This window comes from Terrabacter sp. GCM10028922 (assembly GCF_042666095.1).
In the GTDB taxonomy this organism is placed as follows: domain Bacteria; phylum Actinomycetota; class Actinomycetes; order Actinomycetales; family Dermatophilaceae; genus Terrabacter.
Genome location: NZ_JBHTFG010000014.1, coordinates 48,758 through 62,063, shown reverse-complemented (window position 1 = coordinate 62,063; position 13,306 = coordinate 48,758). Strand labels below are relative to the sequence as shown.

General features: G+C 71.4%; 13 protein-coding genes. 10 read left to right on the top strand and 3 right to left on the bottom strand.

What is annotated here, in order from left to right; all coding sequences use genetic code 11:
* Window positions 1-18: 18 nt before the first annotated feature.
* Entirely contained in the window at window positions 19-1,143 is a 1,125-nt protein-coding gene (locus tag ACFQU3_RS14030; protein ID WP_385910759.1) for a HoxN/HupN/NixA family nickel/cobalt transporter, read from the top strand.
* 46 nt (window positions 1,144-1,189) lie between these two features.
* Here the strand turns inward: ACFQU3_RS14030 and ACFQU3_RS14025 are convergent, their stop codons facing one another.
* The gene (locus tag ACFQU3_RS14025) at window positions 1,190-2,437 is read right to left on the bottom strand and encodes an aminotransferase class I/II-fold pyridoxal phosphate-dependent enzyme (RefSeq protein ID WP_385910757.1); all 1,248 of its coding nucleotides are present in this window, start codon (window positions 2,435-2,437) and stop codon (window positions 1,190-1,192) included.
* Window positions 2,438-2,525: 88 nt separating this feature from the next.
* Between ACFQU3_RS14025 and recR the strand changes: the two genes are divergently transcribed.
* From recR to ACFQU3_RS13995, 6 genes are all read left to right on the top strand, one after another.
* Window positions 2,526-3,125, top strand: coding sequence for a recombination mediator RecR (recR, locus tag ACFQU3_RS14020; RefSeq protein WP_385910755.1), 600 nt, complete (start codon window positions 2,526-2,528; stop codon window positions 3,123-3,125).
* Window positions 3,126-3,273: 148 nt separating this feature from the next.
* Window positions 3,274-3,861, top strand: coding sequence for a DUF5063 domain-containing protein (locus ACFQU3_RS14015; RefSeq protein ID WP_385910753.1), 588 nt, complete (start codon window positions 3,274-3,276; stop codon window positions 3,859-3,861).
* A 130-nt stretch (window positions 3,862-3,991) separates the two neighbouring features.
* Complete coding sequence (locus tag ACFQU3_RS14010) at window positions 3,992-5,263, top strand: aspartate kinase (protein WP_385910751.1); 1,272 nt, start codon at window positions 3,992-3,994, stop codon at window positions 5,261-5,263.
* A 107-nt stretch (window positions 5,264-5,370) separates the two neighbouring features.
* On the top strand, window positions 5,371-6,450 hold the full coding sequence (locus ACFQU3_RS14005; RefSeq protein WP_385910749.1) for a WD40/YVTN/BNR-like repeat-containing protein: 1,080 nt from the start codon (window positions 5,371-5,373) through the stop codon (window positions 6,448-6,450).
* A 178-nt stretch (window positions 6,451-6,628) separates the two neighbouring features.
* Window positions 6,629-6,826: a hypothetical protein gene (locus ACFQU3_RS14000; RefSeq protein WP_385910747.1), complete on the top strand. Its 198-nt coding sequence runs from the start codon at window positions 6,629-6,631 to the stop codon at window positions 6,824-6,826.
* Window positions 6,827-6,905: 79 nt separating this feature from the next.
* Window positions 6,906-7,940 (top strand): DNA topoisomerase IB, encoded by a 1,035-nt coding sequence (locus tag ACFQU3_RS13995; protein WP_385910745.1) that lies wholly within the window; start codon window positions 6,906-6,908, stop codon window positions 7,938-7,940.
* A gap of 75 nt (window positions 7,941-8,015) precedes the next feature.
* Here the strand turns inward: ACFQU3_RS13995 and ACFQU3_RS13990 are convergent, their stop codons facing one another.
* Complete coding sequence (locus ACFQU3_RS13990; protein ID WP_385911066.1) at window positions 8,016-9,422, bottom strand: MDR family MFS transporter; 1,407 nt, start codon at window positions 9,420-9,422, stop codon at window positions 8,016-8,018.
* Between the two features lie 330 nt (window positions 9,423-9,752).
* Between ACFQU3_RS13990 and ACFQU3_RS13985 the strand changes: the two genes are divergently transcribed.
* A complete protein-coding gene (locus tag ACFQU3_RS13985; protein ID WP_385910743.1) occupies window positions 9,753-10,874 on the top strand; it encodes a glutamate--cysteine ligase in 1,122 nt (373 codons plus the stop codon).
* Window positions 10,875-10,893: 19 nt separating this feature from the next.
* Here the strand turns inward: ACFQU3_RS13985 and ACFQU3_RS13980 are convergent, their stop codons facing one another.
* The gene (locus tag ACFQU3_RS13980; RefSeq protein ID WP_385910742.1) at window positions 10,894-11,613 is read right to left on the bottom strand and encodes a hypothetical protein; all 720 of its coding nucleotides are present in this window, start codon (window positions 11,611-11,613) and stop codon (window positions 10,894-10,896) included.
* Between the two features lie 146 nt (window positions 11,614-11,759).
* Between ACFQU3_RS13980 and ACFQU3_RS13975 the strand changes: the two genes are divergently transcribed.
* Window positions 11,760-12,047, top strand: coding sequence for a DUF1905 domain-containing protein (locus ACFQU3_RS13975; protein ID WP_385910740.1), 288 nt, complete (start codon window positions 11,760-11,762; stop codon window positions 12,045-12,047).
* Between the two features lie 63 nt (window positions 12,048-12,110).
* Complete coding sequence (locus ACFQU3_RS13970) at window positions 12,111-13,196, top strand: DMT family transporter (RefSeq protein ID WP_385910739.1); 1,086 nt, start codon at window positions 12,111-12,113, stop codon at window positions 13,194-13,196.
* Window positions 13,197-13,306 lie beyond the last annotated feature (110 nt).

Sequence of the window (13,306 nt, the reverse complement as noted above, 5' to 3'; positions counted from 1 at the left end):
CGCATCTAGTCTTCAGGTGTGACCGCACCGTCGACGACCGCCGCGACCCGCACGCCTCGCCCGCCGCTGCTCACGCGCCTCGGCCGCGAGGAGCGCCGCAGCCTCGTCGCGATGGCCGGCTTCATCGCGCTGCTCCACGTCGTCGGCTGGGGACTGCTCGTCCTCGTCGTCGTGCCGGAGGAGTACCGCGTCGCCGGCCAGCTCTTCGGCGTCGGGCTCGGCGTCACGGCCTACACGCTGGGGATGCGACACGCCTTCGACGCCGACCACATCGCGGCCATCGACAACACGACGCGCAAGCTCATGACCGAGGGCCGGCGCCCACTGAGCGTCGGCTTCTGGTTCAGCCTCGGCCACTCGTCCGTCGTCTTCATCATGGTCATGCTCCTGGCGTTCGGCATCCGCGCCCTCGCCGGTGCCCTCGAGGACGACGGCTCGACCCTCCAGCAGGTGACCGCTGTCTGGGGCACGACGGTCTCGGGTGTCTTCCTCCTGCTCATCGGCCTGGTCAACCTCACGGCGCTCGTCGGCATCCTCAAGGTCTTCCGCCGGATGCGTGCCGGCCACTACGACGAGGCGGAGCTCGAGCGGCAGCTCGACAAGCGTGGTCTGCTCAACCGCGTCCTCGGCCGGGTCACGCGCGCGGTCACGGAGCCGTGGCACATGTACCCCGTCGGGCTGCTCTTCGGGCTGGGCTTCGACACCGTGACCGAGGTGGGGCTGCTCGTCATCGCCGGTGGCGCCGCCGCCGCCGACCTGCCCTGGTATGCCGTGCTGACCCTTCCGGTGCTCTTCGCCGCGGGCATGTCGCTCCTCGACAGCATCGACGGCACGTTCATGAACGTCGCCTACGGCTGGGCCTTCAGCCGGCCGGTGCGCAAGATCTACTACAACATCGCCATCACGTCGCTGTCGGTCGCGGTCGCGCTCGTCATCGGCGTCATCGAGCTCGGGGGGCTTCTTGCGGAGAGGCTCGGCGTCACGGCCGGGTTGCTTGCGTGGGTCGGTGGCATCGAGCTCGCGGACGTCGGCTTCTGGATCGTCGGGCTCTTCGTCGTGACGTGGCTCGTCGCGCTGGCGATCTGGCGGTTCGGCCGCATCGAGCAGCGCTGGGAGGGCGCGCTCGCCGACGGCGGCGCCTGACTCGAGACTCTCCGTGTTGGGCTCGGGCGGGGGCGGGCCGCACCGGTCAGCTTCGGACGGCCTGACCCGCGGTCGCGTGCACGTAGGCCTCGCGGAGCCGCGGGATCGCGGCCTCGATCGTCTCGGCGGTCGCCGTGAGGCAGATCCGGAACCACCCCGGGGTCTCGAACAGCGTGCCCGGCATGACGAGGACGCCGCGCCGGGCCAGGTCGTCGACGAAGGACACGTCGTCGGGGACCGGTGACTCGGGCCAGAGGTAGAAGGTGCCTTCGGGGACGTTGACCCGGTAGCCGATCTCACGCAGCGCGTCGACGAGCCGGTCCCGCTTGCGCTGGAGGGCGGGCACGTCGATCGACAGCTCCTCGAGGCGCGGCACCGCATACTGCATGACGGCGTTCGGGAAGAGCCAGCCGCCGGCGATCTGAAGGGTGCCCACCGCCTCCATGAGCTCGTCCGCCTCGGCCAGCCCGGGCGGGATGGCCAGGTAGCCGACGCGCTGGCCGGGCGCGAGCAGCGTCTTGCCGTAGCTGTAGCAGAGCATGGTCCACGGGTAGAACTCCGCGGGGCTGTGGAAGTCGACGCCCTCGAAGACGATGCGGTTGTAGGGCTCGTCGGAGATCAGCCAGATGCGCCGGCCGTGGCGGGCCGAGGCCTGCTCGAGCAGGCTGCTGAGCGCGGTCAGCGTCGCGGGCGGGTAGACGCGGCCGCTGGGGTTGTTCGGGGTGTTGACGACGACGATCCGCGTCCGCGGCGTGATGGCGGCGGCGATGGCCTCGAGGTCGAGGTCGAAGCTCGGCTGGCGCGCCGGCACCTTGACCGGGACAAGACCCGCCTCGAGCGCGATCCCCTCGTAGAGGAACCACGGCGGCAGCGTGTAGACGACCTCGTCGCCCGGGTCCGCCACGGCCTTCATGCCGACGGTGATGGCGCCGAAGCCGCCGGTCGTCATCCGGACGTCGTCCGCCGTCCAGTCGAGGGGGACGACCCGGCGCAGTGCCGTCGCGGCGGCCTGCTGCGCGGTCAGCTCGCTCTGCTTGTAGGCGAACCACAGCTCGTCCTGCGGCACGGCGGCCTCGCGGAGGGCGTCGACGTACGCCGGCATCTGCAGCTCGTGCGGGTCGCCGAAGGTCAGGTCGCAGACGCCCGGTTCGTGCCGCCGCTCCTGGTAGCCCGACGTGTTGAGGAAGTCGAAGAGCATCCGGAAGGGCGCCGCGGCCCGGATCCGCTCGCTGCGCCGGGAAACGGCCCGGTCACGCACGTGGTCCCGCACGTGGTCCTGCACGTGGTCCTGCACGGTGCCACCTCGATCCGACGACGTCTCTCGCCACGCTAGACCGGTGCGGCGGTCCGCAGGTGGGCTTTGCGAGGCATAGGGTTGCGGTGTGTACGAAGGCGCGGTGCAGGACCTCATCGACGAGCTCGGACGACTGCCCGGCGTGGGTCCCAAGAGCGCGCAGCGCATCGCCTTCCACCTGCTCCAGGCCGACGCCGACGAGGTCGCGCGCCTCGTCACCGCGCTCACCGAGGTCAAGGCGAAGGTCCGTTTCTGCGAGGACTGCGGCAACGTCGCGCAGGCCGAGAAGTGCCGCATCTGCGCCGACCCGCGCCGCGACCACACCGCGATCTGTGTCGTCGAGGAGCCCAAGGACGTCGTCGCGGTCGAGCGCACGCGCGAGTTCCGCGGCACCTACCACGTGCTCGGTGGCGCGATCAGCCCCATCGACGGCATCGGTCCCGACGACCTGCGCGTCCGTGAGCTGATGACGCGTCTCGCCTCGGGTGAGGTGGAGGAGGTCATCATCGCGACCGACCCGAACCTCGAGGGCGAGGCGACCGCGACCTACCTCTCGCGACTGCTGCGCGACGTCGGTGTCACCGTGACCCGGCTCGCGTCGGGCCTTCCCGTCGGTGGCGACCTCGAGTACGCCGACGAGGTGACCCTGGGCCGTGCCTTCGAGGGCCGGCGCCGCGTCGACGCCTGAGCCGCCCGTCTAGGGCAGCTCGAGGGCAGCCACCCAGGGAAGACGCGGGGGCTGGGTCGACGCGGCTCACAGCCAGACGGCAGACTGGGCGCACCGCAACGAAGCCGGCCCCACCGCATACGCAGGGGCCAGACCAGGGAGTGACGCGATGTCCAGCCCAGCCACCGACGCCAGCGACGCGAACGCCGTCGACGACCTCGGCGGCCTCGCCGTCCTCACGGCCGCGGAGGCGAGCGCCTTCCTCACCTCGGTCACCGAGGTCGCCTCGGGCAGCTCACCCGAGACGGCCCTGCCGGTGCTGACGCTCGCGCTCTCGCAGGTGCTCGTCGCCGGCGCGCGGCTCGGGGCCATCCAGGATGTCGTGCCCGAGGACCGCTTCGAGCCTGACGCCGCCGACGACGACGCCGACCCGCTGCGCACCGGCCTCGCCAACGTCTTCGCCGGCATCGACGACTACGTCTACGTCGTCGACCCCATCACGTCGTCCGAGCGTGCCGACGGCTCGATCACCAACGACCTCGTCGACATCGCGGTCGCCCTGAGCCACGGCCTCAAGCACTACGCAGCGGGCCGCACGACCGAGGCGCTGTGGTGGTGGCAGTTCAGCTACCTGTCCGAGTGGGGCGACCGGGCCCTGATGGCGCTGCGCGCCCTCCTGTCGATCCTGTCCCACCTGCGTCTCGACGTGGACGAGGAGACGGCCGGCGAGGCGGAGTTCGACGCGCTGCACCCGTAGCCTGCGCAAGAACGTACGGTCTCGGGGACGAATCCGCGCACATCTCACCATCGCGACGCCCGGATGGACGCTGCGTGCGCGAGCCTAGACTCGATGGCACCGCAGACCACCGAGCAGATCCGGAGCCAGTGTGAGCATCGTCGTCCAGAAGTACGGCGGTTCGTCCGTGTCCGACGCCGAGGCCATCAAGCGCGTCGCCCGCCGCATCGTCGAGACGCAGCGCGCCGGTCACTCCGTCTGCGTCGTGGTCTCGGCGATGGGAGACACGACCGACGAGCTGATGGACCTCGCCGAGCAGGTGACCCCGGCCCCGCCCGCCCGTGAGCTCGACATGCTCCTCACGTCCGGCGAGCGCATCTCGATGGCCCTCGTCGCCATGGCCATCGCTCATCTCGGCGCCGAGGCGCGGTCCTTCACCGGCAGCCAGGCCGGCGTCATCACCGACGACGCCCACGGCGCGGCCCGCATCATCGACGTGACGCCCGGCCGCATCCAGAGCGCGCTCGACGCTGGCCACATCGCGATCGTCGCCGGCTTCCAGGGCGTCAGCCAGACGACGAAGGACATCACGACGCTCGGCCGCGGCGGCTCCGACACGACCGCCGTCGCGCTCGCGGCCGCCCTCGAGGCCGACGTCTGCGAGATCTACACCGACGTCGACGGCGTCTTCACCGCCGACCCCCGCATCCTGCCCAGCGCCCGCAAGCTCGACGTCCTGTCGATGGAGGAGATGCTCGACCTCGCCGCCAACGGCAGCAAGATCCTGCACCTGCGCTGCGTCGAGTACGCCCGCCGCTACGGCATCCCGATCCACGTGCGCTCGTCCTGGTCGCAGAAGGCCGGCACGTGGATCAAGGACAACCCCTACGAAGGAGAAGGCGCTGTGGAAGCTCCGATCATCGCCGGCATCGCCCACGACCGCAGCGAAGCCAAGATCACCATCGTCGGGGTGCCCGACCGGGTCGGCGTCGCGGCCAAGATCTTCGGCGCGATCGCCGAGTCCGGCATCAACATCGACATGATCGTGCAGAACGTGTCGGCCGCCGAGACGGCGAAGACCGACATCTCCTTCACGCTCCCGCAGGCCGACGGCGCCCGCGGCATGCAGGTGCTCCAGTCGATCAAGCACGACGTCGCCTACGAGGACCTGCGCCTCGACGACAAGATCGGCAAGATCGCCCTCGTCGGCGCCGGCATGAAGAGCCACCCGGGCGTCTCCGCGAAGTTCTTCGGCGCTCTCGCCGAGGCCGGCATCAACATCGAGATGATCTCGACCTCCGAGATCCGCGTCTCAGCGGTGACACGCGCCGAGCAGCTCGACGAGGCCGTTCGTGCCGTGCACACGGCGTTCGGGCTCGACTCGGCCGACGAGGCGATCGTCTACGGCGGCACCGGCCGCTGACCGACCCCACCGTTCTTCCGCAGCCCCTGCCGCCGACGGCGGCAGGGGCTGCGTCGGTAGCGGGCCCGCCGCGCGCGGTCGGGCCGCCGGGTCTAGGTTCGGCGGGTATGACCACTGTGACCCGAATCGTCCTCGTCGCTGCGACGGCAGCGGCGCTCATGACCACCTCGTCCGCGGCCGGAGCCCGGGAGGTCTCGTCGCACGACACGGCGGCATACAGCTGGAAGGCCACTCCCACCGGCACGACGGAGCGCTTCCGCGGGCTCGCGCCGGTCTCCCAGGACGTCGCGTGGGTCAGCGGCACCAACGGGACCGTGCTGCGCACGACCGACGGCGGCGCGACGTGGACCGACGTGCGTCCGCACGGTCTCGACACCGAGGCGCTGCAGTTCCGCGACATCGAGGCCTTCGACGCGCAGCGCGCCGTCATCCTGTCGATCGGCGAGGGTGATGACTCGCGCATCCTCGTGACCGACGACGGTGGCGCGACGTGGGCCGAGTCGTTCCGCAACATGGAGCCGACCGCCTTCTACGACTGCATCGCGTTCAGCTCGCCCCAGCGCGGGCTCGCGATGAGCGACCCGGTCGACGGGCGGTTCCGACTGGCCGAGACCTCGGACGGCGGCCACTCCTGGTCGCTCGTCGACCCGTCCGGTATGCCCGACGCGCTGCCGGGCGAGTTCGGCTTCGCCGCGTCCGGCACGTGCCTGTCGACCGGGGTCGGCGGCCGCACCTACCTCGCGAGCGGCGGAGTCGACCCGGGTCGTCTCTTCACGTCGACCGACCACGGCCGTACGTGGACCGTCGCCGACAGCCCCGTCGCAGGCGGCCCGTCGGCCGGCATCTTCTCGGTGAGCTTCCGTGACGCCCGTCGCGGTGTCATGGTCGGTGGCGACTTCGCCACGCCCACCGGCTCGGTCGACAACGCCGCGTGGACCGACGACGGCGGCGTGACGTGGTCGAGGTCGACGACGAACCCGTCGGGCTACCGTTCCGGCTCGGCGTGGGTGTCCGGCACGGCGCGCACGGTGCTGGCCGTCGGGCCGTCGGGCTCGGACGTCTCGGCCGACGGTGGGCGCTCATGGTCGACGTTCGACGGCGGGAGCTTCGACTCCGTCGAGTGCACGGACGACGGGGCCTGTTGGGCCTCCGGCGAGCAGGGACGCGTCGCCCTACTCACCCGGTGAGCCCGACCGGGCCGGGTGCAAAGTGCCCACTCGACGGATGGTCATGTCGGGTGGCACGTCGGCCCCCAGGGCGTCGGGCGCACAGGTTCGGCCCCGAGAGGCGTGGGTATGGGTGAAGGCACAGAAACAACCAGCTCGGGGCGATAGGTAGAGCGACGTGACCCCTCACGAATCACACTTGCAGAGCGACGGATCGGTCTTCCCACCCGTCACGCCGGACCCTCCGCCGCCTCCCGGCGAGCCGGAGATCGAGGTGCCGGACATCGTTCCGGTCGCGGCTCCGGAGGGGCCGGACAAGGCCGTCGACACGCGTGAGTCGTCCGATGCGACCTCCGAGACGGCCGGCAGCCGGCCGGAGAGCCCCGAGACCGACTGATGGGGGCGTCCGGCCCGCCTGACGGGAGCCCCCCGGCGATCGGGGTTGGCCCGACGCGGACAGCGGGTATCACCCCGGCGTGAGACTGCGTCGGAGCAACCTGGACCAACCCGGCATCCGGCGCGTCCGGCGCGGCAGTGGCTTCGGCTACGTCGACGCCGACGGTCGGGCCGTCGACCCCGAGACCCGCGAACGGGTCAAGGCCCTCGTCATCCCACCGGCCTGGCAGGACGTGTGGATCTGCCCGTACCCCAACGGCCACATCCAGGCCGTCGGCACCGACGACGCCGGCCGGCGGCAGTACCTCTACCACGCGGCCTGGCACGAGGAGCGGGCCCGTGAGAAGCACGACCGGGTCCTGGTCCTCGCGCGCAAGCTGCCCGCCGTGCGCAAGCAGATCTCGGCGGACCTGCGTACCAACGGCCTGACACGGCGACGCGTCACCGCCGCGGGGCTGCGGATGCTCGACGCCGGGCTCTTCCGCAGCGGCGGCGAGGAGTACGAGGCCGAGCACGGGTCGCACGGCGTGGCGACGCTGCTGCGGTCGCACGTGTCGGTGAGCGGCGAGGACGTCACGTTCGAGTTCCCGGCCAAGTCGGGCGTGACTCGTGAAGCCGTCATGACCGACCAGCCGCTCGCGCGGATCATCTTGTCCCTCAAGCGAAGCGGCTATCCGGGCGAGCGTCTGCTCGCGTACCGCGACACGAGCGGCTGGCACGAGCTGCGTTCCGGCGACCTCAACGTCGCCTTCAAGGAGCTCGTGGGGGAGGAGTACACCGTCAAGGACCTGCGCACATGGGCCGCGACCGTGATCGCCGCTGTCGCGCTGGCACAGACGGGACGGGTGGCGAGCGAGCACGAGCTCAAGCGCGCCGAGAAGGACGCGATGACCGTCGTCGCCGAGCATCTCGGCAACACCCCAGCCGTGGCGCGCCGGTCGTACGTCGACCCGCGCGTCCTCGACGAGTACTCCGTCGGCCGCACCATCGCCCGTGGGCTGTCACGGTTGACGAAGGCCGACCGTGCCCGGCTCGAGCGCGGCGAGCTCGTGCGGGTGCGCGACCGGGACACGCTCGAGCGTGCGGTCCTGCGCCTGGTCAACAGCAGCGACTAGCCACAAGCCACCGGCCGTATGCCGCCGGGTCGCCTTGCGGGACAAGGCCCCCGCCGCGGGCGGCGGGGTCGTCGGTCAGGTGCCGGAGGACTCGGGCTCGACCTCGGGCTGCGTCCCGGGCGTGGGGGAGCCCGGCCCGACGTCCTCGGCGCGCGTGTGCGGCATGAGCAGCCCGGCGACGAGGCTGACGGCTGCCGCCACGAGCGTCGCGAGGAAGACCGCCGCCGACCCGTCGCGGATAGCGGCGCTCGACGCGTCGCCGCCGCGGGAGGCGATGACGGCGTTCGCGATCGCACCGAAGATCGCGACCCCGACGGCGCTGCCCACCGACCGCATGAACATGTTCGAGCCGGTGACGACCGCGCGCTCGTTCCACGCCACAGACGCCTGGGCCGCGATGAGCGTCGGCGTCGCGACGAGGCCCAGCCCGAGGCCGACGACGAAGCACGACAGGGCGGTCGACCACACGTTCGGGCTGCTCGACGTGAGCCACAGTGCCAGGGACCCGATGCCCGCCACGACGAGACCGATGAGCGCGGTCGGGCGGAAGCCGATGCGCAGGTAGAGACGCCCGGACTGCGACGCGGACACCGGCCAGCCGAGGGTCAGGGCCGCGACCGCGAGGCCCGCGACGAGCGGCGTCGCACCGGTCGTCCGCTCGAGGAAGGTCGGCACGTAGGACGTGAGCCCGACGAGCACCGCACCGATCCCGATCGAGATGAGCGACGTCGCGACGATGAGGCGCCGCGAGAAGATCTCGAGGGGCAGCACCGGCTCGGTGGCCCGCCGCTCGGTGGCGACGAACGCGGCGAGCAGCACGGCGCCGACCGCGAACGAGCCGATGCTCTGCCACGACGTCCACGCCCACGCCTGGCCGCCCTCGAGGACGGCGAGGATCAGCAGGGTCAGCGCGATCGTCAGCACGGCCGCCCCCGCGTAGTCGATGCGGTGCCGACGACGCTCGACCGACTCGTCGTAGCTGCGCCACAGCATCGCCGCCGCGAGCAGACAGAGCGGGATGTTGACGAAGAAGATCCAGCGCCACGAGAGGAACTGCGCGAAGGCACCACCGAGGGACGGGCCGACCACGGACGACGCGGCCCACACCGAGGCGATGTAGCCCTGCGTCTTGGCCCGCTCGGCAACCGTGTAGATGTCGCCGGCGATCGTGATCGTCAACGGCAGCACCGCGCCCGCCCCGAGGCCCTGCACGGCGCGCAGGACGATGAGCGAGGTCATGTCCCAGGCGATGCCGCAGAGGATGGAGCCGAGCAGGAAGAGGCCGATCCCCACGAGCACGACCGGCTTTCGCCCGAGCGTGTCCGCCAGCTTGGAGTAGACGGGCACCGACACCGCCTGCGCTAGCAGGTAGACGGAGAAGAGCCACGGGAACTGGGTCAGCCCGCCGAGGTCGTCGACGATCGAGGGGACGGCCGTCGCGAGGATCGTCGCGTCGATCGCGATGAGCGAGGTCGACAGCATCAGGGCGATGAGGATGGGCCCGCGGTCAGAGCGGAACCCGACGGTGGACGACGTTGACGAGGTGGACGTGGACGAGGTGGACACGGTCCTCCAGAGGCTCAGGGCGACATCTGGTGACAACGTCGACGTCCGGCATTCATTCCCTGCGGCGTCCGGCATGCGGGCCGGGCCACTGGCTCGCCCGGCTGACGCGCGCCACCGCGAGGTGGGTACGTGAAAGGTCGAGACCCTCGAGTGCCGCAGGCGGGCGTCGCGGCCGCCATGCTGTGTGTACGGGCGCCGCTCGGCCCGGCGGCATACTGCCTTCGTGGCGTCACGGAAGGAACGGTGATGGTGCGGACCCTCGGCGTCGAGGAGGAGATGCTCCTCGTCGACATCCGCAACGGGCGTCCACGCTCCGTGTCGGGCCGGTTGCTCGTGCGCGCCGCGCACCACCCCCCGGAGGTCGCCGGCGTCGGGGTGCACGGCGCCGTCGAGGGCGAGTTCCAGCAGCAGCAGATCGAGACGCACACCGCACCCGCGGCCGACCTCAGCACGTTGCGCTGCGAGCTTCGGCACTGGCGTGGGGAGGCCGTCGCGGCTGCTCGTGCGGCGGGCTCGAACGTGGCTGCGCTCGGCACCTCGCCGTTGCCGGTCAACCCCATCGTGGCGAAGTCGACGAGGTACGCGTGGATCGAGGACCGCTACCAGCTGACCTCCCGCGAGCACCTCGTCTGCGGGTGCCACGTGCACGTGTCGGTCGAGAGCGACGAGGAGGGCGTCGGTGTCATCGACCGGATCCGCGTGTGGATGCCGGTGCTGCTCGCCCTCAGCGCGAACTCGCCCTTCTGGCGGGGCCAGGACTCGGGCTACGCGAGCTATCGGTCGCAGGTGCTCTCCCGTTGGCCGTCCTGGGGGCCGACGGACTACTTCGGCTCGGCCGAGGCCTACCACCGGCGCGTGCGGGAGATGGTGCTGACCTCCGTGATCCTCGACGAGGGCATGGTCTACTTCGACGCCCGGTTGGCTGCGCACTACCCGACGGTCGAGCTTCGGGCCGCCGACGTGTGTTTCACGGTCGAGGAGGCCATCGTCATGGCGGCGCTCTCACGTGCCCTCGTCGAGACAGCCGCCGCGGAGTGGGCCAGCGGGGTCGCGGCACCCCAGGTGTCGACCCTTCTGCTCCGGATGGCGACGTGGCAGGCGGGGCGCGAGGGCATCGAGGGCAACCTCGTCGACTGGCGCAGCGGGCGGCCCCGCCCCTGCTGGTCGGTCGTCGACTCCCTCGTCGAGCATGTCGGCCCCGCGCTCGCGGACGCCGGCGACCTCGAGGTCGTGCAGGACGGGCTCGCGCGGCTGCGCGAGGAGGGGAACGGGGCGATGCGGCAGCGAGCCATGCTCGAGAAGACCGGCCAGCTCGTCGACGTCGTCGCCGAGGCCGTCCGCGAGACCGCGGACCGGCCCGACAGGTGATGCGGCGTATCGGCGGCCGTCAGTCCGGACGCGGGAACCGGACGTCGAGGTTGGGCGCCGCGAAGACCCGGCGACCGATCTCCATGTGTCCCAGGGCATGGGCCAGGCCGACCACGACCCCCGTGACGACGACGGCCGTCGTGCTCGCCCCGACGGCGCTCGCGATGAGAGCACCCAGCGTCCCTGCGACGATGGTGTTGACGACCATGAGGAAGAACGACGTGCTCCCGACGATGTGCAGCACGAGGTTGCGGCGCTGGCCGAGCGCATACGTGTGCATGAGGCCGCGCTCGTCGTCGTGGACCGAGGCCGTGAGGTACGGCGCGAGCTCGGGGGCCAGCTCGACGTAGGCGTGACGCAGCCGGTTCATCGCGCGCACGAGGTCCGCGTCCTCGCGGCTGGCCAGGTTGACCCGGATCGCCGTCAGCGTGCCCATGACGAGCGCGGCCGAGGCGAGGCCGATCGCCATGGTCCGGAACGCGGTGCCGAAGCCCGTCACCTGCGCCGTCAGGGCCAGCACCAGCAGGAACGCCGACACGACCGTCAGGTGGATGTTGATGCGGCTCATGACCTCGGACCACGTCATCGAGCGCGTGCCGAGCAGGCTCCAGTGCTCCGTCGACAGGAACACCGGCAGGCCGGGCGCCGTCGCGTCGCGCAGCCCCGGTGGTCCGTCGGGCGTCGCCGCTGCGACGGTGGACGTCGAGGTCGGCGGCGTCCGGCTGGGATCGGCGGCCATGGTCCCTCCCCTTCTCTGGTGCTCGGTGCTCTGGCCCTCCCAGTGTCGTCCGGCACGGGCAGCCGCGGGCGCGGTCCGCGGATTCGGCAGTGACGTCGCGGCGGCATACGGCTTCGAGAGCCGCCCGGCGCTCCTATCCTGACCGGATGGAGTTCGAGTTCGACGGCGAGGTGATCTGGTGGAAGGGCCCGTCGCCCTTCCACTTCGTGCCGGTGCCCGACGAGGAGTCGGCACACATCGAGGCCGCGAAGTCGCTCGTGACGTACGGGTGGGGCGTCATCCCCGTGTCCGCGTCGATCGGAGACACCGACTTCACGACATCGCTCTTTCCCAAGGACGGTCGCTTCCTCGTGCCGGTCAAGGATGCGGTGCGGCGGGCCGAGGGCCTCGAGCTGGGTGACGTCGTCACCGTCCGCCTCGCCGTCGACTTCTGAGTCGACGTCCGAGTATTCGTGGAGCCCGGACGCGTCGTCGTAGGTGGGGGCTAGCGTGTGCGCGTGCCCGAAACCGTGATCCCCGGCCCAGCCGACGCCGGGCCGCCCGCGGCGCCCGCCGTGGCGCAGGCGCCTGCGCCCGCCGCCCGCGCGTCCGACGAGGTCCTCGGTGCGGAGGCGCGGACGGGCCCCGGCATCGAGCGGCAGCGCCTGCCGTGGCAGGCGAAGTTCGCCGCGCTCGCGCTCATCTGGGGGTCGAGCTTCCTGCTCATGAAGCTCGGGCTGCGCTGGTTCTCACCCATCCAGATCGCGACGGCTCGCATCGTGCTCGGGGCGCTCACCGTGGTCGTCCTGCTGCACCTCGTGGGTGGTCGGCTGCCTCGGTCGTGGCACGTGTGGCGCCACCTCCTCGTCGTCGCGGTCTTCCTCACGTCGCTGCCCTTCGTCCTCTTCCCGCTCGGGGAGGAGCGTGTCAGCTCAGCGCTCGCCGGCATCGGCAACGCGACGACCCCGATCGCCACGGTGGTCGCGACGATGGCACTGCTCCCCGCAGACCGGTTGCCGGTGCGCAAGCTCGCCGCCATCGGCGTCGGCTTCCTCGGCGTCGTCGTCATCGCCCAGCCCTGGCAGGCCGACGGACAGCCCGACGTGCTCGGCTTCGGCCTGACCCTCGTCGCGGGCGCGTCCTACGGCATCGGGTGGACGTGGGTGCGCAAGTACCTCGCGAAGGCCGACCTCGGTGGGCTGCAGCTGCCCGCGGCCCTTCTCGTCGTCGCCTCGGGGCAGATGCTCGTCGTGCTGCTCGTGTGGTGGAGCCTTCATCGCTCCAGCCACCCGCTGCCCTGGTCGCCCGCTGTCGAGGCGACCGGCGACTGGGCAGCGCCGGTGCTCTCGCTCCTCGCGCTCGGCGTCCTCGGCACGGGCCTGGCCTACCTGCTCCAGTTCGACGTCGTGCGGGCCGTGGGTCAGCAGGTCGGCTCGCTCGTCACCTACCTCATCCCCGTCGTGTCCGTCGTGCTCGGCTACGTCCTGCTGCACGAGCGGTTGGGCATGTGGCAGGGCGTCGGTGCGGTGCTCGTGCTCGCGGCGGCGGTCTTCGTCACCCGCCCCGACCGGTCTCCTGATGCGGGCGTCGGACGGACCCGGTGAGTCGGCTTCCGTGCAGTGCCCAGCTGTCCGGTGCCCGCCCGGCCAGGTCCCGCCCGGCAGTCACAAACCGAGGGGCTGTCCTGTCTTGACTGGCAGGGGTGCCGCTGGGG

Bases quoted from the DNA above. Each gene is read 5' to 3' on its own strand.
- ACFQU3_RS13990 (WP_385911066.1), bottom strand. From the start codon at position 9,422: ATGCTGTCGACCTCGCTCATCGCGATCGACGCGACGATCCTCGCGACG.
- ACFQU3_RS13980 (WP_385910742.1), bottom strand. From the start codon at position 11,613: ATGGCCGCCGATCCCAGCCGGACGCCGCCGACCTCGACGTCCACCGTC.
- ACFQU3_RS14005 (WP_385910749.1), top strand. From the start codon at position 5,371: ATGACCACTGTGACCCGAATCGTCCTCGTCGCTGCGACGGCAGCGGCG.
- ACFQU3_RS13975 (WP_385910740.1), top strand. From the start codon at position 11,760: ATGGAGTTCGAGTTCGACGGCGAGGTGATCTGGTGGAAGGGCCCGTCG.
- ACFQU3_RS13985 (WP_385910743.1), top strand. From the start codon at position 9,753: ATGGTGCGGACCCTCGGCGTCGAGGAGGAGATGCTCCTCGTCGACATC.
- ACFQU3_RS14015 (WP_385910753.1), top strand. From the start codon at position 3,274: ATGTCCAGCCCAGCCACCGACGCCAGCGACGCGAACGCCGTCGACGAC.